The organism is Streptomyces sp. NBC_00322 (assembly GCF_036147535.1).
In the GTDB taxonomy this organism is placed as follows: Bacteria; Actinomycetota; Actinomycetes; order Streptomycetales; family Streptomycetaceae; genus Streptomyces.
Map to the genome: position 1 here is coordinate 5,138,771 of NZ_CP108019.1, position 25,910 is coordinate 5,164,680.

The window sequence follows — 25,910 nt, forward strand, 5'->3', positions numbered from 1 at the left end:
TGAACCTCTCCCGGATACGTCCTGTGCATCTCCTGTGTGTCAGCCGAAAGATTGAGCCTTCTAAAGGAATTGCACAAGGGTCCTGCATAGACGTAACAGACGTGCCACACAGCTGACATGACGTGCCGTCGGGTGTCCTGCTGGGAAAGTGCCGGTCAGAGCTACCCGTTGATAAATGCGATCAACGCGGCCTCTTTGTAGCGGGCGACGCAACTGCCGTATCACGTCAACGGCTCACCTGGACGCTGTGTGCAGCCTTCGGCAAGGCCGACCATCATGAGCACCAAGCCGTCGGATGAGACAGGATGACTTCGAGCGCGGGCGCGGTCTCGCCCGAGTCCACCCCCACAAGGTGAACCCACGCTCTTCCGCCATATGAAGTGGCCTGGGCCGTTATCGGCAGCTTTCCCATGCCGCGGTGGACCAGGCAAGGGGCCACGCGGGCCGGGCCCACCTTGGAAAGATCACTGCTACCGCTTCCGCCGACGCCCTCTCCCACTCCGGCCCGCAGCCGGTCCGCCGGCCGCCGCCTCCGCGCCCGCTGTCGCCGTTGCCACCTGCGGACCGGATCGGTCGGCCGAGACCACCAGGGCAGCTAGCGCCGTGGTGACCGGCACCGAGGCGACCAGGCCGATCGAGCCCACCAGCGTGCGCACGATCTCCTCGGCCACCAGCTCGCTGTTGGCGACCGTCCCCACACTGCTCTGCGCGATGGAGAAGAGCAGCAGCAGCGGCAGCGCGGCGCCGGCGTAGGCGAGGACGAGGGTGTTGACGACGGATGCGATGTGGTCGCGGCCGATGCGGATGCCCGCTCGGTACAGCCCGCGCCAGCCCATCGACGGGTTGGCCTCGTGCAGCTCCCAGACCGCCGACGTCTGCGTGACCGTCACGTCGTCGAGGACACCGAGTGAACCGATGATGACGCCCGCGAGCAGCAGACCGCTCAGGTCGATCGACGGATACAGGCCGTGGATGAGGCCGGTGCTGTCGTCGGTGTTGCCGGTCAGCGCTGCCCAGTCGATGAACCCGGAGCCGAGCAGGCCGATCAGCACCAGCGAGAGCAGTGTGCCGAGCACCGCGACCGACGTGCGGGCCGAGAGGCCATGGCACATGTAGAGGGCGATCAGCATGATGGCGCTGGCCCCGACGACGGCCACCAGCAGCGGGTTCGAGCCCTGCACGATCGCGGGCAGGATGAAGAAGGTCAGCACCATGAAACTGACGGCCAGCGCGACCAGGGCCATCACGCCACGCATCCGGCCCACCACCACGACGGCGATAGCAAAGATGCCGGCGAGCAGCAGCATCGGGAACTTCCGGTTGACGTCGGTGACCGAGTACTGAAGGTCCTTCGGCGCGGAGGGCTCGTAGGCGGCCACGACCTTCTCGCCCTCGTGCAGCTGCCGCGACTGGTCGGGCTGCACGATCTCGGTGAACGTACGGCCCTGGTCGTTGCCGGTGTCGACCCGGATCGTCGCCTTCTTGCAGGTGCCGTTCGCTTCCTGGACTGCCGAGCCCTCGGCGGTGGAGGTGTCGCCGGTCGGGGTGTCTCCCGAGGCGTTCACCGACTTGCAGCTGACCTCGACGACGTTGGTGACCGTCGCCTGCTGGGTCTGCCGGTCGAATCCCACGCCGGTGCGCGCGTGCGGCGGGGCACCGCCGGGCCACAGCACCACGAGCCCGACCACCACGGCCGCTGTGAACGGTATAAGGATCGCCGCGATGACCTTGCGCAGATGCTTGGAGACCGGGGCCGCCGGACCATGGCTGTGCGAGTGACCGTGCCCGCCACCAGAACCAGAGCCGGGATCGAGACCGTGTCCATGGTCGCCGCCATGATCGTGGTCGTGCCCGCCGCCGGGACCGTGCCCATGTCCGGTGCCAGTGACTCTGGCGTGCCCGTCGCCGATCACGGCGCTGTGCCCGTGGCCTATGGCCGGAGAGGGGCTACGGCCCACGCCGGCATCGGGGCCGTAGCCGGGGGGAGACACAGGCTCAGGAGGAGGATGCCCGTACGCGTGGTCGTGGCCGTACTCGCTTGTGCGGTCACCTGTGGATCGGGGCCGGTTGCCGACGCCGTTCCAGTCTTCGGCACTCTGCCGGTCTGCGGCTCCCATGCCCTCTCCCTCGCGATTGTCCGTGCCCCCCTCCGGAGCCGGGCCTGCGCGGCGGCTCTGAGGAAGGGTACGGGAACGGCTGTGTCGTGGACTCAGCCCGATCACCGCGAGAACTTCGGGGACTCTCTGGGGGCAGGCGCCCGCCACCAGTCAGGGATACTCGCGCTTGCAGGCGTCGTCGACGCCGTGCCTGTCCCAGCGAGTAATGGGCCATGGGCGGCAGAGCTTCGTAGTCGCCATGAAGGCAGTCGTTCAGCGCGGCACGCCGTGCGTCGGCGTGCAGGTGCGTGCCGATAAAGACCAGTTCCTGGCCGTTGGGGCTGTCGGTGTCGCGCGCGCTGGAGAGCTCGACGCGTGTGACGGCGCCGGACTGTGACCACCATCCCGTCACGCATGTGCGGTCGGCGAGTGTGAAGAACCCCTTGAAACGCATGATCTGCCCGTCGCGCTGCTGTCGAGCTCCTTGGTCACGAACGTCCACAGTCAGCCGGGGAATGGCAGCTGAGGTGCCGAGATTCGCGAGAAGGGGCAGTAGGCGTGTTCGCGACGTGCCCCCGCCGATCGATTGGCCCATCCCTGGTTCATGCGGGTTGCGGGGTGGACCTCCTGGCCCCCCACCTGCGGGTGCGGTAGGCGCCGGCGAGTCGGCAGACGGCGTAGATGGTGAAGGAGATCGTCGTGACGTAGGGGCTGATGGGGATGCTGCTGCCGAGGGCGAGCAGGATGCCGCCCTCGATCGACACCACCGCGAAGACCACACTGAGCAGGGGCAGCAGCACCGGCGAGGCGGTGACGCGGGCGGCGGCCGCGGCCGGCGTGACGACCAGGGTGAGGACCAGCAGCGCGCCGACGACCTGCACCGACAGGGCTACCGCGAGCCCGAGCACGAGCATGAAGGCGAACGACAGCCCGCGCACCGGCACCCCGCGGGCCTCGGCGACATCGGGGTCGGCGCTGGCGAAGGTCAGCGGTCGCCACATCACCGCCAGGGCGAGAAGGACCACGGCGGAGGTGCCGAGCAGCCAGGCCATCTGCGGGGTGTCCACGGCGACGATCTGGCCGGTGAGCAGGCCGAACTTGTTCGCGGCCCGGCCCTTGTACAGGGCGAGGAAGAGCACGCCGAGGCCGAGGCCGAACGGCATGAGGATGCCGATCGCCGAGTTGCGGTCCCGGGCGCGTGCCCCCAGGACGCCGATGGTGCCGGCCGCGACGAGCGAGCCGACGATCGAGCCCGCCACGACGTTCGCCTCCAGCAGCAGTGCCGCCGACGCGCCAGCGAAGGACAGCTCACTGATGCCGTGCACCGCGAAGGGCAGGTCGCGCATGATGACGAACACCCCGGCCAGGCCGCCGATCAGGCCGAGGGCGGCTCCCGCGATGAGGGAGTTGCGGACCAGGGCGAGAAGCTCGCCATAGTTGTCGTAAGCGAAGACCTGCTGCCAGATCCCGTCGGCGAGTGTCATGGGCGGACTCCGTCGCTCCCGTGGAGTTCCTGTGTGTGGTGAGGCTGGACGGCCGGCTCGTCGGGGGCTCCGACGACCACGACTCGGCCGTGGACGCGGACGACGTCGACCTGGGTGCCGTACAGCCTCGACAGCGACTCGGAGGTCAGGACCTCCTCCGGGGTGCCGACCCGGTGGCCGCCCGGTGCCAAATACAACACTCGGTCCACCAGGTCCAGCACGGGGTTGATCTCGTGCGTGACGAAGACGACTGCCGTGTCGTGCGAGCGGCGCCGGGTGTCGATCAGCTCGGTGACGGCTCGTTGGTGCTTGAGATCGAGGGAGAGCAGCGGCTCGTCGCACAGCAGGATGCGCGGATCAGTGGCCAGGGCCTGTCCGATACGTACGCGCTGGCGTTCGCCTCCGGACAGCAGGCCGACGGGGACGTCGGCGTAGGCCGCTGCCCCGACCGACGCGAGGATCTCGTCCACCCGGCTGCGGACGGCGCGGGTGCTCGGCCGCAGTCCGAAGCGGTGGCCGTCGATGCCGAAGCGCACCAGGTCGCGGGCGCGCAGCATCGCCTGCGCGGAGAGCGTGGCCTGCTGGGGGACGTAACCGATGTGCCGGGCGGCGTCGCGCGGTGCCCGGCCCAGGACGGTCAGCGTGCCCGCGGACAGTTGCTGGCGGCCGAGCAGGGCCTTCACGAGGCTGGTCTTGCCCGATCCGTTGGGGCCGAGTACGGCGAGGAACTCCCCGGGTCGTACGTCGAGTTCAAGGCCGCGCCACACCGCACGTTCGCCGTATGACAGGGCGGCGTCGCGCAGGCTGATCACCGGGGCGGTGCCGGCGTCGGCACCGCCCGTCTCGGTCCTGGTGCTGCCCTGGCGGGCCTGCGGTACGGAGGCCACGACCGGCCGCCTCACTTGTCCAGGGCGCTCGCGAGCGCGTCGACGTTGGAGGTCATCCAGCCGAGGTAGTCCTTGTCTTTGGGCAGTGTCTCGGTGACGGCGACGACGGGGATAGCGGCCGTCTTCGCCGCGTTCTCGACCTTCTCGCTCTGCGGTCCGGAGGTCTGGGCGTTGTAGACCAGCGCCTTGACCTGCTTGCCGCTGTACAGAGCCAGGGTCTCCTGCAGGATCTTCGGGGAGACGTCGTCGCCTTCCTCGATCGCCTCGCTGAACCCCTCGGGCGTCTTGTTCACCAGACCGCTCACCTCGGTCATGTAGAGCGGCACGGGTTCGGTGATGCCGATGGCCTCGCCGCCGTGCTTCTTCTTGATGCCGGCTTCCTTGGTCTCCAGCAGCGTCAGCTTCGCCTTGAATGTCTCGGCGTTCTTGGTGAAGGTCGCCGCGTTCGCCGGGTCGGCCTTGCCGAGGGCGGTGGCTATTCGGTCGGCGATCTTGGCGACGGTGGGGAAGTCGTACCAGACGTGCTCGTTGAGCTCACCGCCCTTCGGGGCGGTCTTGCCGGACACCTTGACCGCGTTGATCACCTCGGTGGAGGAGTTGTCGCCGCTCTTGAGCATGCGGTCTACGAAGTCGTCGTAGCCGCCGCCGTTCTCGATGACGACCTTCGCCTTCGAGATGGCCAGCTGGTTCTGGGTGTTGGCCTCGTAGGAGTGCGGGTCCTGGTCGGGGTCGCTGATGACCGAGGTGACGGAGACCTTGTCGCCGCCGATCTGCCGGACGATGTCGCCGTAGACGTTCGTGGAGGCGACCACCGGGATCGCGGACGCGGAGGCCGGGCTCGCCGAGGTGCTCCCGTCGCTTCCGGAGTCCGACGAACTGCCGCAGCCTGCCAGCAGGGCGAGGGAGGCGCCTGATATCAGGGCCACCAGGCGACGGGACGGGAACGTGGGCATGGATCCTCCACAGATGGGGCGATGTCACCGCCACGCTAGATGGAAATGAATGTCAAGACCAGATTCCAGCCCGATCGATATGAAAATCGTTGCCAAGTGTTGACTTCTCTGGCAGTGCTCGCAGATCCCGGTGTGCTCGACCTCGGCGAACCCACGGTCGCTGCGGCCACGCCGTCGGCCCAGCGCTCGACGGCCTCCGCCTCCACGACCTGGCTCAGGGCGCACCGACGGCAGACGAGAAAGTGGCGATGCCCGTCGGCCGGCGCGGGCGTAGGGCCGCTCCCCGGCCTTGTCCCGTACGACGTCCACGTGCCCGTCCCGCTCCAGCATCCGCAAGGTCCGGTACACCGTGGTGAGTCAGACCGCGGTTCCTCCGGCCGCGCGTGCCTCGTGCAGCTCCCGCTCGGAGGCGAAGTCGGGGGAGCTGTGGAGTGCGCGCAGCACGGCGCTCCGCTGCCGGGTCGAACGCCAGGCCGGCAGCCGCTCGGTGCTGGTCGGGGGGTGGTCGCTGGGGCAGGACAGCAGATGCGCGAGATGGGCGTGGGTGGTCAGGCGGGGGTGTCACGTCACGAGCTCGACTCGGGGCAGCTGATGGAGGTCAGTAAGCAGATCTCGCGGAACAGGCATGTTTACGGCGAGCTCGTCACGCAGTTGCACGGAGCGGTCGTCGCCGACCTCTACACGGAGAAGGGGCACCCGGAAGACCATGAGACTGCCGATGGCGGGGCATCCACGTTCCTGCAGTTCAGATCCGGGTCATGACAGCTCGACAGGGCCGTCCGGTAACCAGCCTTCGGTGAAGCCGGCGGTGAGTAGAACGACTCCTTCAGGGAAGACCTCCCGGCGCCGTCGGCGTAACTGGTGCACCGTCCATAGGGTGTGGCCGCTGGACATGCGTAGAGGGCGGAGAACTGTGGGCTCCGCAGACGGAATCGCTGGCCGCAGGAAGCGGGCGGCCTGCCCGAGATAGTCGGCACCCGCATACAGCCGTACCTGGGGCACCGTCCACCCCCGGCAGCACGCCCCACACAGCAGCAGCCGCTGCTGCTCATCCAGGAGAAGCAAGAACGCCCGACGGTCGAACCGGGGCCACGGTACGTAGACGTCGGCCATGACCACGCCGTCAAAGTCGAGTGGCGGGCTAGCGAAGGAGGATGGGCTGGCGGGGTGAAGCCCGCCCCAGTTCGCACCCCTTGGAGCTCGCCATTCAGAGGTATGGCGTGCCGGGCGGTAGGTGCGTGTGTGTTGGCCGCGTTTTGGAATCTAGGGAGGCCGTTTTCACTCTCAGGGGGCCGAGTCTCCGACCTGGGCTTCGAGAGTTTTCGACAGATCCCACCGTGGAGTGCCTTAGGGGCCGCTGACCTGCAGCGATGGGCTGAACGTTCCAGGAATGATTGGCAGGCGTTTCGGGGGCCTTCGCGGAGAGGCCTCTGACCTGCGGCTTTAGGGTTTCCCGCAAGCCCCACGGAGGCGGGGCTTGCGTATAACCCTGCTGAAAACCCCGGTGTGGGATCTTCGGCCGGTGCGGCAAACCTCCTGGTCAGCCGACGCGCAGACGCCGCTGGGGCGGAATCCACACGGACACTTTTCCGAGCGGGCGACCTGGTAGCCCACTGACCGCCGACAGCCTAGCGGATCGTGTTGCGCGGGTGCGCCCCCATAAGGCGCTACGACTGCTCGGGAGTGGGATCGAGCCGCTGACCTGCGCCGAGGCGGGCCGCCTCAGCCCTGGTGGGGACGCGCTTGCGGTGCGGTGTGATGGCCGGTATTCCCCGGCGAGCCAGGGCGTCGCGGTGGATACCGCGCAAGGCGCCGACGTAGACGATGCCCATACAATCCGGCAGGACATCCTTGAGCATGGTGAACTGGCGCACGGCCACTGCTGCTTCGTCCTCGTACTCGCCGCCGGCGACGTAGGCGAAGGAGAGGATGACGCGGGTCCAGTAGCCATTGGACCGGCTGCCTCCTTCAACACCCGCCCCACCCGGCATGCCGCAGCAGCCGCGCTGGCCCCCGCCGACGGGCGCAGCGGAGAGATCGGCCACCACTTCGTCGCGGACCTCGACATGACCTACAGCGGGCGTCGCTGTTCGTTGCGTCGCCTCCATCGTGGCGGAAGCCATCACCCGTCGAGTGGTGAAGGTGCTGCTTCACGCCATCTGAACGGGGCGCACGGGCGTCGCCTTCCGGTCCGGCGCTGCGGGGTCACGCCATCCAGAAGAAGACCGCCGTCATGCGCTTGTCTTCCAGGGCGCTGCCCCAGTAGCCGGTGGCGCTGTGGATCATGTTGGCGGTGTAGAGGAGCACCGGTTGTACCTGTGCGGTACGCGTGCGTCCTCGGTGAAGGAGTCGGGCGGGACGAAACGTGTGCCCAGGGCGTCGACCAGGTTGTTGTGGGGGGCCGTCACCAGGTTTCCGCCGAGTCTGCCGTCGGGCAGGCTCTGCCGGTAGAAGCTGGTTCCGCAGTCCTTGGGCACTTGGGGGTTGAGGTAGAGCACGGCTGCGTAGCGGCACAGTGCGCGGGAGTCGGTGTGCGGGCGGGGCTCGCATTCGTCCCTGCCGACGACCTGGATGCAGTTGTGATTGAGGGTGCCGCCGCCGGGGGCAGTCTCCTGCCATAACCGGCGCGCGCCGGTGGCTTTCTTGACCAGCCTGTCGACGCGGGAGAGTTCCTCCGGTTCGAGCCCCGGCATGGTGCGGAGGCCTGGCCAGCTCTCGGGCTTGTACGGGTGGCCCTCGACCCAGTCGTCCTTGGCGAGGCAGCGGGCGCGGACGGCGTCGGCATCGGGCAGCACATCGTCCAGCACCCAATAGTCCCGGCCGGGTGTGGGTTTGCGGTAGGGGAGTACTGGGAGCGCCGGGGTCCTCGGGGGGTGTGGAGGCATGTCGGGGACCCTAGAGCGCGCAGGCGCCATCGCTCCCCCGTGAATCGGTCAATCTTCCGTCAACTCAACGCTCCTACAGATGCGGGGATCATCACAGGCCTCCCGGTCTCGTCGCGCTCCCCTCGCCGCCACCGCCGAGATCGCCCGCGTGCAGATCTGGCAGTGGCTAGCGTCTGCGAACGCCTCGACTGCCCGCAACGTGCAGTGCCACTGCTCGGCCGCCCGCTGCGGATCGACCAGAACAGCAGCACCGCCACCGCCGTGAAGTGCCACGCCTCTGGGGCAGATGGTCTCCGTCGACAATGGACTGATGGGTACCGACGTCGGCCGACCGGAACCTGTCAGATACCGATGGCAGGGCAACGGGCCGCCTATCCTGGTCTACAGGGTAGTAGTCGGTCTGCGACTGTAGACGATCTTTTGGGGAGGCCGTTCCATGGCGGACGCGTACGGTGAGCGCAGGCCTGCGGGCGAGCTGGAGTCCAGTGTTCTGGCTGCGCTGTGGGCGGCGGGCAAGCCCCAGTCGGCGGCGGAGGTCAGAGCGGCGCTACCGCAGCCGCTGGCCCGTACCACGGTGGCGACGCTGCTGGCCCGCCTCCATGAGAAGGGGGCGGTCGGCCGCAGTCCCGGCGGGCGCGGGTTCGTGTACTTTCCCGTGGATGACTCGCACGGCCTGACCGCCCGCCGGATGCACCGCGAGCTGGACCAGGACGGCGAGCGCAGCATCGTGCTGGCCCGGTTCGTCCAAGGTCTCAGCCCCGCCGATGAGGCAGAGCTCAGGAGGCTGCTGGAGGGAGGCAGTCAATGATCGTCCTGCTGCTGATCCCCCTCGCCCTGCCCTGGATCCTGCCGCCGCTCGCCCGCCGGACGGTGGGTCGGGTGCGGCCCGAGATCGCACTGTGGACGATCACCGCCGCCACCGTCGCGCTGGCCGTGGGGGTCGTGGCGTGCCTGGGGGCTCTGCTGTTGCCCCTCGCTCTTGCGATCCCGCAGCTGGCCGCCGTATCGGACCTGATCCAGCCGCTCCAAGCTGGCCCGAAGCTGCTGGTCCTGGGCGTTTCCGCGCTCGCCGCCGGGTTCCTCACGATCACTGGCGTGACCATGGTCCGGCGCGGAGTGTCGGAGGCGAAGCGCCTGCGCACCGCCCAGGTCGATATTGCTCATCTCCCGGACGCCGGAGGGCTGTGCGTTCTGGACGACCCCCGCCCGGATGCCTACGCCCTACCCGGCGGCCTGCGCAGCCCGGGTCGGATCGTCGTAACCACCGGCATGCTGCGCTGTCTGGATCCGCGCGAGCGCGAGGCCCTCCTGGCCCACGAGCGCGCCCACCTCGCCGCGCGCCACCACCTCTTCCTCGCCGCCGCGCAGCTCGCCGGGTGGTGCCATCCGGCGCTGGGCGCCGTCCTCCCTCACGTCTCGTTCGCCGCCGAACGGGCTGCGGATGAGGCTGCTGCCCACGCCGCCGGCGGCCGGATGCTTACCGCGCAGGCCGTGGGCCGCGCGGCGCTGGCTGCCACCCGCGGCCGAGAGCGGTCCGTCCTCGCGGCCGGCGCCGTCACCGGACCTGTACCCGCCCGGGTGAGGGCCCTGCTCGCCCAGGCGCCCGCCCGGCGCCTCGTTCCAGCACTGCTGGCCATGGTCCTGCTGTGCGCCTCAGCCGGCGCTTCCTCCCTGGCCGGGGCCGTCTGGCTGCACCGTGGCGTCGAGATCGCCCAGGGCGAGCACCCCGCCGACTGAGTCGGGCCGTAGCCCGCGACGCCCGGGCGGGCGGACGGTGGGCAGGGCTGACACGACGGTGGGGTGCGGGGACGCGTGGACCAGCGGGTAGTCGATCTCGCCCTGCGACGGGTCCACCGGCCAGGCCAGGTGTTCGCCGTCCAGGGAGAAGCGGGCGTCGACGCCCTTCTTGTTGCCGCGGGCGTCGAGGCGGATCCAGCGGTCCGCCGACGCGAGGTGGACCGCGGTGGGGCCGTGCAGGACGAAGCCGCCTCCCTGCTCCTGATGTACGCGGTCGCCGTCGCACCGCGGGCTGCATGATCGCCACCGGCACCTGGGGGTGCATCATCGCGGGAACGGGAGCCGCCCCTGCCCATGAGCACGGCGCAGCAGCGGGCGGCACAGCTCCTGCCCCGTCTACAGGCCCCGCCGACGCCCGCACGGTCGTCGGCGGTGAGTCACGGCAATGACCCTGGACGAATCATGGGCAGCCGCACATGGAACTCGGCGCCAGTCGGAGAATCGGCGATCCACACGTGGCCGCCGTGAGTAGTGACCACGTCGCGGACGATCGAAAGCCCAACCCCACACCGCCGGAGTTCCGGTCGCGGGCGGACTGGACTCGGAAGAATCGGTCGAAGACCTGCTCGCGGTGGGCGGCGACGACCCCCGGACCGTCGTCGGCCACGACCAGCTCGGCCGCAGGGCCCACCTCAACTCCGCCGGCGTTCCCGTACGTGCACCCGTTCTCCTCCCCGAAGGGGAACAGACGTACGGCGATCCTGGTGCGCACGTGCCGTGAGGCGATGCCCGATGGGCGTAGCCAAAAGGGCGCGCAACTCCAATGGTTCAGGGTTGCAGGCACCTCGTGGCTCCTTCTGATGTAATCCGTGACCAGGCATCCGCGACGCTGAACGCGCACACCACAACCGCGCCATGAGGGCACTGAACGGCGTGCGTTCGGCATCCGTATTACGAGAAGCAAGAACGCCGGCGGACACGCAGCATCACCGCCTACGGGGATCTCGCGCGCCGCAGCACGTTGAGGTCCGCCCATCAGCAACTCGCAAGGCTGCTCCTTCACTTCAGGACGGTGAGGCGCCGATTTTTGACCGGCAAAGGAGATTGAAGTTGGAAAAGTCGGAGCCCGTTACCGAATTGAACGTCGCCAGCGCCGACACGTATGTGATGAAGAAACTTCCGGAGGTCACCCTGGCCTTCTGGATCATGAAGATTGCCGCGACGACCCTCGGCGAGACGGCTGGTGACCTCTTCGCCCAGACCCTCAAAGTCGGCTACTTTCTCACCACAATCGCACTTTTTCTGATCTTCATCGTCACGCTGGTCATTCAGCTCAGGTCCAAGCGCTACAACCCCTTCTTCTACTGGACCGTCATTCTGTCCACCAGCACGGCCGGCACCACGATGTCCGACTTCATGAACCGCGACGCCAGCGCCGATTACCTCTCCGACGGGGCCACATCGCTGGGCTGGGGGCCGCAGGGTCTTGGATGGGGATACCCCGCCGGCGCCACGATCCTGACCTCGATCCTGATCGCCATCTTCATCGTCTGGAAGTTCAGCGGGCTGACGTTCTCCATCCGCGACATCACCACCTTCCGCGGAGAGGCCCTCTTCTGGTCGGCGATTCTCGTGTCGAACACGCTCGGGACTTCCATGGGTGATTTCCTGTCCGACAGCTCCGGTCTCGGATACGCGGGTGGCGCGCTTCTCGTCGCCGGGCTGCTTTCCGTGCTCCTCGCCCTCATGCGCGTACCTGTCGTGCCGAACGTCCTGCTGTTCTGGATCGCCTTCGTGCTCACCCGCCCCCTCGGGGCCACCGCCGGTGACTTCCTGACCAAGCCCATCGCCAAGGGCGGCCTCGACCTTGGCACGGCGGGCTCGTCGGCCGTGCTCCTTGCGATCCTCATCGGCCTCATGGGTTTCGCTCATATGCAAGAGCGGAAGAAAACCGTCCCGCGAAACGAGCTCCTTCCTCAGAAGTCCTGAGGGCAAAGCGACAAGCGGGCTTTGCTGCTCCCTCCGCTCTGCGAATGCCCTTTCAACCGCCGAGCGGGACCAATGCATTTACCTGCACGGCAGGCAGGACAGGGATACCGCTCACTCCTGATGATCGGGGCACCCCGCGCCGGCCTACGTATGTGCAGCGCCGTCACAGGCCGGGGTTTCCACGACGGCGGGGCCGACGTGTTCAGGATGTGTTCAGGCTAGGGCTGGCAGCGTCCGCGGCATGACATACGAGACGCATCAGGCCACCGACTCCGACGCGCCCGCCGCGGCACGCCGCAACAAGGTCCCCGAGATCACCGTGTTCTTCTGGGTGATCAAGGTGTTGTGCACCACCGTGGGCGAGACCGCGGCGGACTTCCTGAACGCGCAGCTGGGCTTGGGCCTCACGGGCCCTCCGCGGTGATGACGGCCCTCTTGGCGTTCGCCCTGCTCGCGCAGTTCCGCACGGCGGCCTACCGGCCCGGCGTCTACTGGCTGGTCGTGGTGCTGGTCAGTGTCGTCGGCACGCTGGTCAGCGACAACCTCACGGACAATCTGGGTGTGCCGCTGGAGGTCACGACCGCCGTGTTCGCGGTGGCGCTGGCGGCCACCTTCGCCTGCTGGTTCAAGGCGGAGGGGACGCTGTCCATCTACCGCGTCGACTCGGTGCGCCGCGAGGGGTTCTACTGGGTGGCGGTGCTGTTCACCTTCGCGCTGGGCACGGCGGCCGGCGACCTGGTGGCGGAGCGGATGTCGTTGGGCTTCGCAGCAGTACGTCCCTGAGTGCGTGATCGTCCTCGACGACGAGGATGCGCTGTCGCATGTCAGACGGCGGCCGGGCGCTGGTCGCCCGCGCGCCACAGGTACGCAGAGGCCAGGAGAGACAGCCAGGCAGTGGCGAAGAGCCAGCTCCCGATGACATCGGTGAACCAGTGAACCCCCAGGTAGACGCGGGTGAGTCCGACGGCCGCGCCCCAGAGCCCGATCAGAAGGACCGCGGTCCGGGGCACCCGGAGGCCGCGCAGGTACAGGGCGGCGATCAGGAGCCCGGCGGTCATCGCGGCGGTGGTGGTGTGCCCGGAAGGAAAGGACCAGCCCGAGGCGTGCGTGGCCCAGTCGCCGATCGCGGGACGCGGGCGGGCGATCAGCGCCATCGCCGCGTAGCGCAGGGCTTGCCCCGCTCCGAGGCACGCGAGCAGTGCGGCGTTGGTGAGGGCCCGCTGCCGTGTGGTGCGGCCCGCGAACATGCCCGCCAGCAGGAGCAGGGCGTACGGGATGACTCCGGTGCCGGTGTGGGTGAGGGCGCGGGCCACTGCGGAAGCTGCGACCGGACGGTGCTCCACGGACCAGCGGTGCAGGCTTGTGTCGGCGGGCAGCAGATGGTGCGGGGCGCGCACGACACACATCGTCAGCAGCGCGAAGAGCGCCGCCGCGGTCAGGGCCAGCCACCCGGCCAGCCGGGTGATCCGGGCGCGAGTCATGTGCCGGCCACAAGCGGACGCAGCGGGCCGCTCTTCAGCCGCTCGGCCAGGGCCCTTTGATTCCGCCGGACGCCCCAGGCCGAGACGAAGGCCACGGATGCGCCGACGAGGAACCCGGCGAGCACGTCGTGCGGGTAGTGCACGCCTACCCAGACCCGGGAGGCGGTCATCAAGACCGCCGCGACCAAGGCGAGGATGCCGAGGCGGCGCGATACGAAGAGCAGAGCGACGGCGGCCGCGGCGGCGAGGGCGGAGTGGTTGCTGGGGAAGGACCAGTCACCGTGCGCGGGGCACGCCTCCAGCGTGGGCACCTTGAGGATCTGGCACGGCCGGTCCTCGCGCACAGCGAGCTTGAGCAGAGCGTCCCCGCCGAAGGCGAGGAGGGTGATCAGCGGGACCGCGAGGGCAGTGACCACCTCGGGGGTGCCCGCGCGCCGGGCCCGCCACCACCCCGCCACCATCAGCAGGGCGAACAGGGCCAGTCCGTAGGTCGACCAGACGGAGATCAAGGTGTCCAGCCAGCCCGGAGCAGTGCGGGCGAGGTCGATCACCTCGGTATAGGCAGAGCCGTCGATGTGCCAGCCGTCGTATGCGGGGGTCATCCAACGGATCCGTTCTGCTGCTTGCCGGTCCGACGGGAGCGGAGCAGCTCGATCGCCAGGGGCAGCAGGGACACGGCGACGATGAGGCCGACGATCGGCAGCAGGTACCGGTCAACGTTGGGAATGGAGGAGCCGAGCGCGTATCCCGCCAGCACCAGTCCTACCGTCCAGACCAGACCGCCGATGACCTGCCAGAGCGTGAAGGTGCGTGCCGGGACGTTGAGCGCGCCGGCGAGCGGGTTGAGAACCGTACGCACCACGGGCACGAAGCGCGCGAACACGATGGCCTTGGCGTGCCCGTACCTAGCCAGCAGCTCCCGGGCACGCTCGGCACCCTCGCGGAGCCGCTTGGACTGGCTGCGGGCCACCAGGGCCCCACCCGCGCGGCGCCCGATCAGGTATCCCACCTGCGCGCCGGCCAGCGCGCCGGCCACGGAAACGGCCAGGACCACCGGCAGTGAGAGCGTCGCACCCTTGTCCGCAGTTCCGGCGCACAGCAGGCCCGCGGTGAACAGGAGCGAGTCCCCGGGCAGGAAGAACCCGACCAGCAGCCCGGTCTCCGCGAACATCACCACCGCTATGCCCAGCACGCCGAACGTCGCCAGAAGGGAATGGGCGTCGAGCAGGTTGACCGCGAGGTCGGTTGCGGCGTGCACGGTAGCGGCCATGCCAGTGGGGCCTCTCAAAGGAATCGGAAGAGGGCAGCCGGGCGGAGCACCCGGGCGACTACAGCCTCGTAGACGGTCTACTGAACTGTAGACGATCGTGAAGTAAGGACGAGGTCAATGGCCGGGTCATCAGCCGACCGCAGACCGGCCGGCGAACTGGAGGCGAGCGTGCTCGGTGCCCTGTAGGCCGCGAAGAGGCCGCAGACAGCAGTCAGGAGGCGCCTGGCCGGCGGCCGTGCGTTCCCGTCAGCCGTTGTTGAACAGCCGGTAGACCTCGACGCCCAGTGTCTGGGCCAGGGATGGCAGCCGGAGCCTGGCGCTGACTCGCACACGGCCGACGACCTGGAGCAATGCGGAACACGACAGCCGCGCCGCTCCTGCTGGCAGCCGCGTCCCTGCAGACATGTGCCGTTTGGGCCGAACACATACAAGCCCTACCTGTGGAGCCAGAACTGCGTAGGAGGCCAGGTGTCCGGCGGTCGGGAAGGTGCCGCCGTCGCCGGCCCGATGAGTGTGCGGGCTCCGGTCCTGACCCTATTCCGGGCATCGAGATCAGAAGCTTCGAAAGAGATTGGCCCTCCAGGGGTTCCTCGATCCTCGTGGCGAGGAGTTTGCGCTGGTCAAGGACAGTCTTCATCAGCCCGGAGAGGCTGTGGACCGCCGCGCCCGTGCCGGGGACGACGACGTCTTGCTCGTTCAGCGCGGTGAAGACGTCGTCGGCCTGACGCTCGGCCATCCGCGGGGCCTTGGCCCGTATCAGGCTGACCAGCCTGCGGCGTCGGACATTCCTCAACTGGGCCGGAGAGCGGAACCGTTCGAGCGTCAGCAGCTTGATCGGGAGGGCGGTGAAACCGGCAGCGATAAGGGACTCGGTCGGACCGCAGCTTTGATGTGCTCGGCTTCGGAGGGATCGGGGTTGCACACGGGACGCGCGGCTGACATTACGGTCGCACGCGGGAGGGGAAGCCGACCTCGCCGTCGGCAAAGCTCTGAGCTGCAATGATGCGTTGAGCGTTCCGAAAAAGGGGGCGGAGCGTTTTCGGCTGCATCCGCAGGACGGCTCTGACCTGGGCTTTTGAGGTTTGCCGCAAGCCCCACGGAGGCGGGTTTGAGCTGCCGCTGAAAGCAGCCCAGGACAGGGTAGCGGATACGGACCGGCCGACGGGGACGGGCCCTGCCGGAGTGTGGGGTCTCTGGGGGGTTGACACGGGGAAGGTGTGAGTGGTGTATTACTCACATGAGTTCGACAGGGACGCGACAGCTCTCCACCGCCGACGCCCGGCGCGCGGAGGTTCTGGCCACCGCTGCCGGGGCCTTCGCGGCGCGGGGCTACTACGGCACCTCCACCACCGAGGTGGCCAACGGTGCCGGGATCTCGCAGTCGTATCTCTGCCGGCTCTTCCCCGACAAGGAGGCGCTGTTCGTCGCCGTCGTCGAGGACTGCGGGCGGCTGGTCCGGGAGCGGCTCGCCGGGGCGGTCGTCGAGGTGGGGAGTGTCGCGCCGGCGGATGTGCTGGATGCGATGAGGGATGCGTACGCGCATCTCATCGCGGACCGGGATGACCTGCTCAGGGTGTTGATGCATGCGAACTGCGCGGCGAGCGAGCCCGCGATCAAGGCGGCCGTGCAAGGGGTGTACGCACGGCTCGTCGAGTACGTGCGGTCGGCTTCGGGTGCGCCCGACGAGTTGATCCAAGGGTTCTTCGCCGCCGGGTTCCTGTGCAATGTCGTGGTGTCCATCGGTGCGACGGACGTCGATGCGCCCTGGGTCAGGACCCTGCTCGCGGGTGTCCGGCACTACTGAGCAGGGCAGGGCCGCACACACTCCGCGGCTTCTTCTTTCAGTCAATTAGTGAGTGATTGATCACTCTTTCCTTCGGAGGGGACATGGCAACCGTGACGGAAGCGCCACCGGACATACGGCAGGGTCCCGCCCTCGCCGCTCTCGCGACCGCGCAGTTCCTCGTCGTGCTGAGCACCTCGATCGTGAATGTCGCGCTCCCCGCCCTCGCGGACGGGCTGACCATGTCTCCCGCCGCCCTGTCCTGGGTCGTCAACGCCTACGTCCTCGCCTTCGGCGCACTCCTCCTTCTCGGCGGACGGCTCGCCGATCTGCTCGGCCGGCGCCGGGTGTTCGCCGTGGGCATGGCCGTTTTCGCGCTCGCCTCGCTCGCCGCCGGTCTCGCCCCGTCCGCCCCCGTCCTCATCGCGGCCCGCGCCGTCCAGGGCGCGGGCGCGGCTCTCCTCGCGCCCGCCGCGCTCGCGCTGGTGCTGGGCGTCTTCCCGCCCGGAGCCGGCCGGGGCAGGGCGCTCGGTGTGTGGGGCGCGGTCTCCGGGGCGGGAGGGGCGGCCGGGGTGCTGCTCAGCGGGGTGCTCACCGAGCTGTACGGCTGGCCCGCGGTCTTTCTCGTCTCCGTGCCCGTCGCCGCCGTTTCCCTCGCCGCCACGCTCGTCCTCGTCCCCGCCGACGAGCCCGCAGGCGGCGAGGTCGACATCCTGGGCGCGCTCACGTCGACCGCCGGGCTGACCGCGCTCGTGTACGCCCTCACCGCCAAGAACCCCCTCGCGGGAGCCGCGGGCCTGGTCCTCCTTGCCGTCTTCGCCGTACGGCAGAAGCGGGCCAGGACTCCCCTCGTACCGCCGCGGCTTCTGCGTACGGGCAAGGTCACCGTCGCCAATGCCGCCATGACGCTGCTCGGCGCGGTCTGGGTCGGGCTGTTCTACTTCCTGCCGCTCTACCAGCAACAGGTCCTCGGATACGGGCCGTTGGCGGCAGGACTCACCCAACTCCCGCTGGCGCTGAGCGTCGTCGCCGCGTCCGTGCTCGCACCCCGGCTGCCCGCCCGTGCCGGGACGCCCGCGGCCCTCGCTGCACTCACCCTCGGACTCCTCTGGCTGTCCCGCGCGCCCGACGACGCAGGGTTCGCCGTCGATCTGCTCGGCCCCTCGCTCCTCATCGGCGCGGGACTGGGAGCCGCGTTCGTACGGCTCACCGCCCTGTCCACCCAAGACGTGCCACCCGCCGACTCCGGTCTGGCCGGGGGCCTGATCAACACCACGCGCCAGCTCGGCGGAGCACTCGGCCTCGCCCTGATGACGGCCATCGCCCCGACAGCGGCCGGCCACAGTGCCGCATTCGCCACCGCGGCGGTCCTCGCCGCGCTCACCACTCTCACGACGCTCACCAGGAGGAAGCAGTCATGACCACCAAGCCGTACGTCTCCGGGCACTACACGCCCGTCGTCGACGAGATCACCGCGCACGAGCTGATCGTCCACGGGACCATCCCGCCCGAACTGAGCGGCCGCTACTTCCGCAACGGCCACAACCCCAAGCCCGGCCACACGCCCACCCACTGGTTCAAGGGCAGCGGCATGATCCACGGGCTGCGGCTGCGCGGCGGCCGCGCCGAGTGGTACCGCAACCGCTGGGTCCACACCCCCGCGCTCGACGGTGTCCCCTATATGGGTGCCGACGGGATACCCAATCTCAAGGCCAGCGACGCCGCCACGCATGTCATCGAGCACGCGGGCCGGATCCTGGCGCTCCAGGAGGTGAACCTGCCCTACGAGATGACGCCCGAGCTGGACACCGTCGGCGCGTACGACTTCGGCGGCAGGCTGAACACTGCGATGACCGCGCACCCCAAGACCGACCCGGTCACCGGCGAACTGCACTTCTTCGGCTACGGGCCCTTCCCGCCGTATCTCACGTACTACGTCGCCGACGCCAAGGGCGACATCGTGCGCTCGGAGGTCGTCGACGGCGCGGGCCCGTCCCTGATGCACGACTTCGGCATCACGGCCCGGCATGTGATCTGGCTCGACCTGCCGGTCGTCTTCAACCCGGCCGAGCAGTCAGGAATCCCGTACCGCTGGAGCGACACCTACACCCCGCGCATCGGCGTCATGCCGCGCACCGGGCCCGCCAAGGTGCGGTGGTTCGAGGTCGAGCCCGGCGCGCTGCTGCATGTGGCCAACGCGTACGAGGACGAGCGCGGCCGGATCGTGCTGAGCGGGCCGCGCTACGACCGCGGCGCCTGGGAGCAGACGTGGAAGTGGTGGATCGGCGCGCCCGGTTACGCGCCCCAGCCGATGGTCGGCGCGACCGGCCACCGCTGGATCCTCGACCCGGCGACCGGCACCGCGAGCGAGGAGGCGGTGGACGACCTGGTGACCGAATTCCCCACCATCAACGAGGACCTGACCGGCCTGCCGAACCGCTTCAGCTACTCCGTCGCCTTCCCCGGGCCGGACCTGAGCGAGTACGCCATCGCCAAGCACGACCACACCACCGGCGCACGGGAGCTGGTGCCCATGGGCCGCGGCCGGATGCCCGGCGAGGCCGTGTTCGTACCGGCCGAAGGCGGCACCCGCGAGGACGACGGCTATCTGCTCACCGTCGTCAGCGATCTGGACCGGGACGCCTCGCAGCTGCTGATCCTCGACGCTTCCGCGCCCACCGGGCAGCCCGTTGCTACGGTCGAACTGCCGCGCCGGGTGCCGTCCGGGATCCACGGCTCCTGGATCGCCGACGCCGACGTCGAGATCGACAACAACACCGAGGATGGTGCGGCATGATCACCACGCGTCACGAGATCACGATCGCGGCCCCCGTCGAGACCGTCTGGCAGCTGCACACCGACGTCGCCACCTGGCCGACCTGGAACTCCGGCATCGACCTTGCCGCGCTCGACGGTGAGCTGAAGGTGGGCACGAGCTTCCGCTGGCTCACCCACGGCCTGGACATCACCTCGACGGTCACGGAGATGGAACCGGGCCGGTCCATCGCCTGGGGCGGACCCGCCGCGGGCATCGACGGGATCCACCGCTGGACCTTCGAGCGGACCGGCGACGGCGGGACGCGGGTCGTCACCGAGGAGTCCTGGGCTGGGGCGCCGGTCGACGCGGACCCGGCCGGGATGCTCGCCGCCCTCGAACAGTCCCTGGTCGCCTGGCTGGACGAGCTCAAGCGCACTGCGGAGCTGGAGAGCTAGGGCCTGTCGTTCGGATCTTGCCGGGTTCGACGCGTGGCGGCCGGCACCGGGGAGACCGGTGCCGGCCGATGGGCTTGGGTCAGCGTGAAGTGGCCTTCGCAGCCCTGGTGATGAGGGCGCTCACGGTCTCCGGCCGGGAGACCGTCACGGCGTGCGAGGCCCTCGTCTCGACAGTCCTGGCGTGGGCCCGCCCGGCCATGAAGCGGAGAGCGGCCGCGGGAATGTTCTTGTCCTCGGTGGTGACGAGGGCGTACGAGGGGATGTCCTTCCAGGCGGTCCCGGTCGTCTTCTCCTCCAGCGCGGTGACGGCGACCGGCCGCTGGGTCACGGCCATGAGCTCGGCGGTCTGCGCCGGGACGTCCCCGGCGAACTGCCCGCGGAACTTGTCCTGCTTGATGGTGAGTTCGGTGCCTGTCCCTCCGCCGGGCAGCGGGTACTCGGACGGGCTGGTGGTGGGCGGCAGGGTCGAGCCGGGGAACTTGTTCGTCAGTTCCAGGGCGCTCTCGCCCTTCTCGGGTATGAAGGCGGCCACGTAGACGAGCGCCTTGACGTTCGGGTTCCCCACCGCGGCCTCGCTGATCACGCTGCCGCCGTAGGAGTGGCCGGCCAGGACGATCGGGCCCTTGACGGTCTTGAGCGCACTGGCCAGATAGTCGGCGTCGCTGCCGAGGCCGCGCAGCGGATTCGCCGGGGCGATGACCGGATAGCCCTCCCGCTTCAGTCGCTTGATCACACCGTTCCAGCTGGACGCGTCCGCGAACGCACCGTGCACGAGCACCACGGTCGGCTTCGGCTCGGAGCCGTGGTGGCCGGACTGGTGGGACGGAGCGGCCGAGACGGATCCGGCAGCCTGGGTGGCCAGCACGGTGACGCCGGCCAGGAGTGCGCCGCCGGCGGCGAGCAGACCGCGACGGGACCGGGGCGAGGAAATGTGGGGCATGGCGGTGATTCCTCCTGTGAGTTGCGGTGGTTGTCGCGGCTGTCAGTGGGCGGTGTGCAGCACGGTGTGCAGTGTGGAGACGGCCTGGGCGATCGCGGCACCGGCGGCATTGGTCTCGCGCAGCGCGTTGAGCATGACGAAGTCGTGGATGATGCCCTGGTAGCGGGTGGCCACCACGGGGACACCGGCGGTGCGCAGCCTGTTCGCGTACGCCTCGCCCTCGTCGCGCAGGACATCGGCCTCGGCGGTGATGACCAGGGCCGGGGGCAGATCACGGAGTTGCTCCGTGGTGGCGCGCAACGGCGAGGCGGTGATCTCGGCGCGCTGGGCGGGGTCGGTCGTGTACTGGTCCCAGAACCACTGCATGGCGTCGCGCCGCAGGAAGTAGCCCTCGGCGAACTGGCGGTACGAGCGCGTGTCGAAGGCGGCGTCGGTGACCGGGTAGAAGAGCACCTGCTGAACCAGCGGGACATCGCCCCGTTCCTTGGCCATCAGGGTCAGCGCGGCGGCCATGTTGCCCCCCACCGAGTCGCCGGCCACGGCCATCCGCCCGGCGTCCACGCCCTTCGCCGCCCCCTCGGTCACGACCCAGCGGGCCACGGCGTAGTTCTGCTCGATCGCGACGGGGTAGCGGGCTTCGGGGGAGAGGTCGTACTCCGGGAAGACCACGGCCGCGCGGGCGCCTACGGCGAGTTCGCGTACGAGCCGGTCATGGGTGTGGGCGTTGCCGAAGACCCAGCCGGCGCCGTGGATGTAGAGGATCACCGGCAGGGTGCCCGTGGCATCCGCGGGCCGGACGATGCGGGCGCGGACCGTGCCGGTGGGCCCGCCCTGGACGGTCACCCACTCCTCGTCCACGTCCGGCTTCGCGGTCTCGGCCGACTGCACCTCGTCCACCGCCTTGCGCCCCTCGCCGGGGGCGAGTTCGAAGAGGAACGGCGGGTTGGCGGTGGCTTCGGCGAACGCGGCGGCGGCCGGTTCGAGGACGGGACGGACGGTGTTCGCGCTCATGTCGCACTCCTCGTGGTGGTGTGTGACCGAAAAGCTAGCGCACGATTTCCTTGTGCACAAGCTAAACGTCCACAAGTAACTTTGGTGAGAGGAGAAGGTAGGCTGAGGTGTTGCACGTCAGGAAGAAGCAGCAAGAAGCCGGCAACAAGCCAGCAAGAAGCCAGGAAGCGAAGGAAGCAGGAGGCCCGGATGAGCGCCGCCCGGCCGGCCCAGGCCGCCCCGTCCGCCGAGCGTGGCGGTGATGTCTCCCTGCTCCTGGACGACCAGCTGTGTTTCGCCCTGTACGCGGCTTCGCGCGCGGTCACCGGCCGGTACCGCCCGCTGCTGGAGGCGCTCGGGCTTACCTATCCCCAGTACTTGGTGATGCTCGTCCTGTGGGAACACAGCTCGGAGCGGGACGGAGTGCCCGTCAAGGAGCTGGGCGCCTCGCTGCACCTGGACTACGGGACTCTGACTCCGCTGCTCAAGCGCCTGGAGGCGAACGGACTGCTCAAGCGCGAGCGTCGCGCGGACGACGAGCGGGTGGTCGTGGTCAGCCCGACCGACGAAGGGCTGGCGCTGCGCGAGCGGGCCAGAGCGGTCCCCGCCGCCATCGGGGACGCGATGGGGCTGGCGCCCGACGAGACGCAGGAAGCGATGCGTCTGCTGCGCCGTCTGACGGCCAATGTGACCGGCACGGGCTGACCGGGCTCGCCGCCCTCGCGCCCCGCCCGGCTCGTTGCTCGATGCCCCGCTCGTCGGTCAATGCCCAGCTCGATGGCCGATACACCGACCTTGACGCCGCCCGCACTGCGGCATAGCGTCTCGCCCGTGCCGCACTCCGATTCCCCCGTATGCCCCGAAGCGATACTCACCGCCCCCGGCGCGCCCTTCGCCGTCGTACGGGGTGAGGACGGCGGGCTGCTCTACGCCGACGGGCCGCGCACCCTGCGGGAGTTCGTCGAGGCGACCTGGGCGTACGGCGACCGTCCCTTTCTCCTGGCGGAGAGCCGGAGTCTGACCTACGGGGAGTTCTTCGCCGAGGCATGCGCGCTCGCCCGGCGACTCGTCGACGTGTACGGGCTGCGCCCCGGCGACCGGGCCGTCGTCGCCATGCGGAATCACCCCGAGTGGCAAGTCGCCTTCTGGGCCGCCCAGTTGGCGGGGCTCGTGGCCGTGCCGCTCAATGCCTGGTGGACCGAGGACGAGTTCACGTACGCGCTCGACGACTGCACGCCCACGGTGCTCCTCGTGGACGGCGAGCGGCTGGTGCGCGTGCGGGCCTGGGCGCTGCGGCACCAGGTGCCCGGGGTCGTCTTCCACGGTGCGGCGGAAGAAGGCTTCGAGGCGTACGCGCCGGTGGACGACCCCACTCTCGCGCCGCCCGAGGTCGAGGTGCGGGCCGAGGACGACGCCACGATCATCTATACGTCCGGGACGACCGGGCGGCCCAAGGGCGCCGTCGCCACCCAGCTCGCACACGCCGGGGCCGCGCTCAATCCGCGGTACTACGCCGCCGCCGCGTCCCTCGCGCGCGGGGTGATGCCCGGGCAGGGGCGCGCGCCCGTGGCGCTGATGACGTTCCCGTTCTTCCATGTGGCGGCGTTCACCACGCTGTATTCGACGATGGCGGTCGGCGGGACCCTCGTACTGATGAGGAAGTGGGACGCCGAGCAGGCCCTCGCGCTCATCGAGCGGCACCGGGTCACGCACTATTCCGGGGTGCCGACCACCGCGCTTCAACTGCTGGACGCGGCCGAGCGGACCGGGTCGGAGCTGGAGACGCTCACGCATCTCAACACCGGCGGTGCCGCGGCCCCGCCCCGTCTCGTGGCCCGGCTGGCGGCCCGCTACGGGCAGCGGATCGAGCCGCGCAACGGCTACGGACTCACCGAGACCAGCGGCGGCGTACTCGCCAACTTCGGTGCCGGATACCGCGAGAACCCGGGCAGCGTGGGGCGGCCGACACCCGCGACCGAAGTGCGCGTCGCCGGAGGGGGCGGGCAGCCGCTGCCCGAGGGCGAGGTCGGTGAACTGTGGCTGCGCGGGCAGGCGTTGGTGCGCGGGTACTGGAACGATCCGGCCGCGACCGCCGCCGCCTTCCAGGACGGCTGGTTCAGAACCGGCGACCTGGCGACCGTGCGCGACGGGCGGGTCAGCATCGTCGACCGGCTCAAGGACATGGTCATCCGCGGCGGCGAGAACGTGTACTGCGTCGAGGTCGAGGCGGTCCTGCACGATCACCCGGAGGTCGCCGACGCGGCCGTGCTCGGCGTTCCGCACCCCGAGCTCGGCGAGGAGGTCGCGGCTGTCGTTCAGCTGCGTCCCGGGGCCGCGGTCACCGTGGACGGGCTGCGGGCGCATGTCGGCCGTACGCTCGCCGCCTTCAAGGTGCCGGCGCATGTCTTCGTACGGGACGAGCCGATGCCCCGGAATCCGACCGGGAAGATCCTCAAGCGGGAGCTGCGCGGCTTCTTGGGCGAGCAGAGGGTCTAGGTCGTGTCCGCAAAGTCTCGCCTGGCCCGCGGCGTCCTGCACGCACGCTCGCTGCGTTGCCGATACGCCCAAGTAGCTCCGCTACGAGGGCGCACCGGCGCCTTGCGATCGCACGCACCGGACGCCGCGGGCCCCGCCCTTCGGGCGGACGGCGATACTTTGCGGACACTCCCTAGGAACGGGTGACGCGCACCCGGTAGGTGCCGTCCTTCTCCCCGAGCACGGCGATGCGGACGCCGTGCTTCCGGTCGGCGAAGGTCTGGCCCGGCTGGTACGGCGCGTCCGACAGTTCCGCGTGCACATTGGGGCGGCGCGTACAGCCGCCGCTGTTCTGTCTGCTGTCCGCGACCGTCACCGGTCCCTGCCCGGTGTCTATGTCGGACTTCACGCTGTAGATCAGTACGCCCGGCTCGCACACGGCCTCGTCGTTGCCCGCCCGGGTGCGCACCTCCACCGCGTACCCCGAGTCCTCGCTCAGCGGGATGATCGCCATCTTCGAGCCGCCCGAGGTGGCCAGCGGCGTCAGCTCGTACTCCGTCGTGCCGGGCGCGGACGCGCAGCCGATCTGGTCGGCGTCCAGCCAGCCCAGCTTCCACTTGTGCCAGCCGAGCAGGTCGTTGTTCGCCCCCCAGTCCTCGGACATGATGTCCCAGTGGCCGACGGCGCCCCCGCCCTCGGCGGTGTAGAGGTCGGGCAGTCCGAAGACATGGCCGTTCTCGTGGGGCAGGACGCGATAGCCCGTCTCGGCGTACGACCCGGAGCCGTCATCCTGGCGGCTGTAGACGAAAGACGTGTTGGCCAGCGGCACGCCGTCCGCCATGGGTGCCTCGTCGTTGCCGGAGAAGGTCACGGACAGCACCGTGTCCAGCGCCGAGGGCCCGGCATTCGGCGTGACCAGTATGTTGATCAGGTCGTACGCGCTGAAGTCCACCTCCCGGTCGGCCTCGGCCGCGATGTCCTGGACCAGCTGGCGGTAGCCCGGCTCATAGGGGGAGCCGCGCTCTATCCCGTACGCGGCGAACGGCATCGGCATCCGCAGCCAGTCGGTGATCGGGGTGTGCGGACGGTAGGTGAGGCGTCCGTACGAACTGGTCCGGAACCAGTCCGTGGTCTGCGGGAAGAACTCCGCGAGCCTGTCCAGTGCCCGCCCGGGACCCTGCGCGTCCGGGAAGTCGACCATCAGGTTGAGGGCCTGGACCTCGCCTGTCGAGCGGGAGTAGCCGGCCGGGGTCGGCATGCCCTCCGACATCTGGACGCCCAGCGTGGAGCCGATGCGGCACGGCCCGAGCGCCGACTCGTCGGCGGTGGCCACCGGGCCCGCGGAGGCGCGGGTGGGGGCCGGGAGTGTGGCGCTCGCCGTGGTGAGGGCGGCGAGCGCGAGGGAGGCGAGTGCGCCGAGGGTGCCGAGACGGCGGGATCTGCCGCGTCCACCTCTTCCGTCTGTGCTGCGTGTCCTGCGAGTACTGCTTCTGCCGGTTCTGCTGGTTCTGCGTATCCGGTGGCGCGTCGGCTTCATGCAAACGCCCTTCGGCTCCGCGGCAGCAGGCCGGACCCTGGCTGCGCTTGTGCGATCAGCCTGTGACGGGCGGTGGCGGGATGCGCGCGGGGCTGGTCCGATCGTGGGTATTTGCCGCGAGGGGTGTGTGACGCAGGTCACATCGAATGCGGGAAATAACCGGGGATGGTTTCCCCGTTTGACCTCGTGT

Annotated in this window: 24 protein-coding genes and 5 pseudogenes; 13 read left to right on the top strand and 16 right to left on the bottom strand. The window is 69.5% G+C overall.

The annotated features are described in order from the left end of the window. Nucleotides 1-470: 470 nt before the first annotated feature. From OG905_RS23525 to OG905_RS23545, 5 genes are all read right to left on the bottom strand, one after another. Complete coding sequence (locus OG905_RS23525; protein WP_328676808.1) at nt 471-2,117, bottom strand: YibE/F family protein; 1,647 nt, start codon at nt 2,115-2,117, stop codon at nt 471-473. Beyond that, on the bottom strand, nt 2,047-2,691 hold the full coding sequence (locus OG905_RS23530) for a GTP-binding protein (protein ID WP_328676809.1): 645 nt from the start codon (nt 2,689-2,691) through the stop codon (nt 2,047-2,049). Before OG905_RS23530 ends, OG905_RS23525 begins: the two co-directional genes overlap by 71 nt. A 7-nt stretch (nt 2,692-2,698) precedes the next feature. Beyond that, nucleotides 2,699-3,580 (bottom strand): metal ABC transporter permease, encoded by an 882-nt coding sequence (locus OG905_RS23535; RefSeq protein WP_328676810.1) that lies wholly within the window; start codon nt 3,578-3,580, stop codon nt 2,699-2,701. Further along, nucleotides 3,577-4,392 carry a metal ABC transporter ATP-binding protein gene (locus tag OG905_RS23540; protein ID WP_328682550.1) on the bottom strand — a complete coding sequence of 272 codons (816 nt, stop codon included), beginning with the start codon at nt 4,390-4,392 and terminating at the stop codon, nt 3,577-3,579. Before OG905_RS23540 ends, OG905_RS23535 begins: the two co-directional genes overlap by 4 nt. An 86-nt stretch (nt 4,393-4,478) precedes the next feature. Next, nucleotides 4,479-5,420 carry a metal ABC transporter solute-binding protein, Zn/Mn family gene (locus OG905_RS23545; protein ID WP_328676812.1) on the bottom strand — a complete coding sequence of 314 codons (942 nt, stop codon included), beginning with the start codon at nt 5,418-5,420 and terminating at the stop codon, nt 4,479-4,481. 525 nt (nt 5,421-5,945) lie between these two features. Here OG905_RS23545 and OG905_RS23550 point away from each other — a divergent pair. After that, complete coding sequence (locus tag OG905_RS23550) at nt 5,946-6,182, top strand: hypothetical protein (RefSeq protein WP_328676814.1); 237 nt, start codon at nt 5,946-5,948, stop codon at nt 6,180-6,182. Between the two features lie 905 nt (nt 6,183-7,087). Here the strand turns inward: OG905_RS23550 and OG905_RS23555 are convergent. After that, a complete protein-coding gene (locus tag OG905_RS23555; RefSeq protein WP_328676816.1) occupies nt 7,088-7,543 on the bottom strand; it encodes a hypothetical protein in 456 nt (151 codons plus the stop codon). An 82-nt stretch (nt 7,544-7,625) separates the two neighbouring features. Then, nucleotides 7,626-8,305: pseudogene (locus OG905_RS23560) on the bottom strand (DUF6445 family protein). Nucleotides 8,306-8,476: 171 nt separating this feature from the next. Here OG905_RS23560 and OG905_RS23565 point away from each other — a divergent pair. The 4 genes and pseudogenes from OG905_RS23565 to OG905_RS23580 all read left to right on the top strand — a co-directional run. Then, a pseudogene (locus OG905_RS23565) lies at nt 8,477-8,557 on the top strand (short-chain fatty acyl-CoA regulator family protein); the annotation flags it as partial. 184 nt (nt 8,558-8,741) lie between these two features. Then, nucleotides 8,742-9,113 carry a BlaI/MecI/CopY family transcriptional regulator gene (locus tag OG905_RS23570; RefSeq protein ID WP_328676818.1) on the top strand — a complete coding sequence of 124 codons (372 nt, stop codon included), beginning with the start codon at nt 8,742-8,744 and terminating at the stop codon, nt 9,111-9,113. Continuing rightward, complete coding sequence (locus tag OG905_RS23575; protein WP_328676820.1) at nt 9,110-10,042, top strand: M48 family metalloprotease; 933 nt, start codon at nt 9,110-9,112, stop codon at nt 10,040-10,042. Before OG905_RS23570 ends, OG905_RS23575 begins: the two co-directional genes overlap by 4 nt. Nucleotides 10,043-10,117: 75 nt before the next feature. Then, on the top strand, nt 10,118-10,342 hold the full coding sequence (locus tag OG905_RS23580) for a hypothetical protein (RefSeq protein ID WP_328676822.1): 225 nt from the start codon (nt 10,118-10,120) through the stop codon (nt 10,340-10,342). A gap of 137 nt (nt 10,343-10,479) precedes the next feature. Here the strand turns inward: OG905_RS23580 and OG905_RS39190 are convergent. Beyond that, nucleotides 10,480-10,988, bottom strand: a pseudogene (locus tag OG905_RS39190) (ATP-binding protein). On the opposite strand from OG905_RS39190, the gene OG905_RS23585 reads away from it, so the two are divergent. Further along, nucleotides 10,958-12,031 carry a COG4705 family protein gene (locus tag OG905_RS23585; protein ID WP_328676823.1) on the top strand — a complete coding sequence of 358 codons (1,074 nt, stop codon included), beginning with the start codon at nt 10,958-10,960 and terminating at the stop codon, nt 12,029-12,031. The pseudogene OG905_RS39190 and the gene OG905_RS23585 overlap by 31 nt on opposite strands. A gap of 241 nt (nt 12,032-12,272) precedes the next feature. After that, a pseudogene (locus OG905_RS23590) lies at nt 12,273-12,796 on the top strand (hypothetical protein); the annotation flags it as partial. Nucleotides 12,797-12,855: 59 nt separating this feature from the next. Here the strand turns inward: OG905_RS23590 and OG905_RS23595 are convergent. The 5 genes and pseudogenes from OG905_RS23595 to OG905_RS39195 all read right to left on the bottom strand — a co-directional run. Beyond that, a complete protein-coding gene (locus tag OG905_RS23595) occupies nt 12,856-13,512 on the bottom strand; it encodes a phosphatase PAP2 family protein (RefSeq protein WP_328676825.1) in 657 nt (218 codons plus the stop codon). Beyond that, complete coding sequence (locus OG905_RS23600; RefSeq protein ID WP_328676827.1) at nt 13,509-14,114, bottom strand: phosphatase PAP2 family protein; 606 nt, start codon at nt 14,112-14,114, stop codon at nt 13,509-13,511. The genes OG905_RS23595 and OG905_RS23600 overlap by 4 nt, the downstream gene beginning before the upstream one ends. Next, complete coding sequence (locus OG905_RS23605; RefSeq protein WP_328676829.1) at nt 14,111-14,782, bottom strand: DedA family protein; 672 nt, start codon at nt 14,780-14,782, stop codon at nt 14,111-14,113. The genes OG905_RS23600 and OG905_RS23605 overlap by 4 nt, the downstream gene beginning before the upstream one ends. A 246-nt stretch (nt 14,783-15,028) precedes the next feature. Further along, the gene (locus OG905_RS23610; RefSeq protein WP_328676831.1) at nt 15,029-15,187 is read right to left on the bottom strand and encodes a hypothetical protein; all 159 of its coding nucleotides are present in this window, start codon (nt 15,185-15,187) and stop codon (nt 15,029-15,031) included. Nucleotides 15,188-15,223: 36 nt separating this feature from the next. After that, a pseudogene (locus OG905_RS39195) lies at nt 15,224-15,602 on the bottom strand (transposase); the annotation flags it as partial. Nucleotides 15,603-16,019: 417 nt separating this feature from the next. On the opposite strand from OG905_RS39195, the gene OG905_RS23615 reads away from it, so the two are divergent. The 4 genes from OG905_RS23615 (at nt 16,020) to OG905_RS23630 (ending at nt 19,778) form a co-directional block, all read left to right on the top strand. Continuing rightward, the gene (locus OG905_RS23615; RefSeq protein ID WP_328676833.1) at nt 16,020-16,586 is read left to right on the top strand and encodes a TetR/AcrR family transcriptional regulator; all 567 of its coding nucleotides are present in this window, start codon (nt 16,020-16,022) and stop codon (nt 16,584-16,586) included. An 83-nt stretch (nt 16,587-16,669) separates the two neighbouring features. Next, the gene (locus OG905_RS23620; protein WP_328676835.1) at nt 16,670-17,986 is read left to right on the top strand and encodes an MFS transporter; all 1,317 of its coding nucleotides are present in this window, start codon (nt 16,670-16,672) and stop codon (nt 17,984-17,986) included. After that, nucleotides 17,983-19,362, top strand: a complete 1,380-nt coding sequence (locus OG905_RS23625) for a carotenoid oxygenase family protein (protein WP_328676837.1) — start codon at nt 17,983-17,985, stop codon at nt 19,360-19,362. The genes OG905_RS23620 and OG905_RS23625 overlap by 4 nt, the downstream gene beginning before the upstream one ends. After that, on the top strand, nt 19,359-19,778 hold the full coding sequence (locus OG905_RS23630) for an SRPBCC family protein (protein WP_328676839.1): 420 nt from the start codon (nt 19,359-19,361) through the stop codon (nt 19,776-19,778). The genes OG905_RS23625 and OG905_RS23630 overlap by 4 nt, the downstream gene beginning before the upstream one ends. 79 nt (nt 19,779-19,857) lie before the next feature. On the opposite strand, the gene OG905_RS23635 is transcribed toward OG905_RS23630, so the two are convergent. Beyond that, entirely contained in the window at nt 19,858-20,718 is an 861-nt protein-coding gene (locus OG905_RS23635; RefSeq protein WP_328676841.1) for an alpha/beta fold hydrolase, read from the bottom strand. 42 nt (nt 20,719-20,760) lie between these two features. Continuing rightward, nucleotides 20,761-21,729 carry an alpha/beta hydrolase gene (locus OG905_RS23640; protein WP_328676842.1) on the bottom strand — a complete coding sequence of 323 codons (969 nt, stop codon included), beginning with the start codon at nt 21,727-21,729 and terminating at the stop codon, nt 20,761-20,763. Between the two features lie 189 nt (nt 21,730-21,918). Here OG905_RS23640 and OG905_RS23645 point away from each other — a divergent pair, with 189 nt between their 5' ends. After that, a complete protein-coding gene (locus tag OG905_RS23645; protein ID WP_328676844.1) occupies nt 21,919-22,413 on the top strand; it encodes a MarR family winged helix-turn-helix transcriptional regulator in 495 nt (164 codons plus the stop codon). A 126-nt stretch (nt 22,414-22,539) separates the two neighbouring features. Continuing rightward, the gene (locus OG905_RS23650) at nt 22,540-24,204 is read left to right on the top strand and encodes a class I adenylate-forming enzyme family protein (RefSeq protein WP_328676847.1); all 1,665 of its coding nucleotides are present in this window, start codon (nt 22,540-22,542) and stop codon (nt 24,202-24,204) included. A 172-nt stretch (nt 24,205-24,376) separates the two neighbouring features. Here OG905_RS23650 and OG905_RS23655 read toward each other — a convergent pair whose 3' ends face one another. Beyond that, nucleotides 24,377-25,720 (bottom strand): M6 family metalloprotease domain-containing protein, encoded by a 1,344-nt coding sequence (locus OG905_RS23655; protein WP_328676850.1) that lies wholly within the window; start codon nt 25,718-25,720, stop codon nt 24,377-24,379. Nucleotides 25,721-25,910 lie beyond the last annotated feature (190 nt).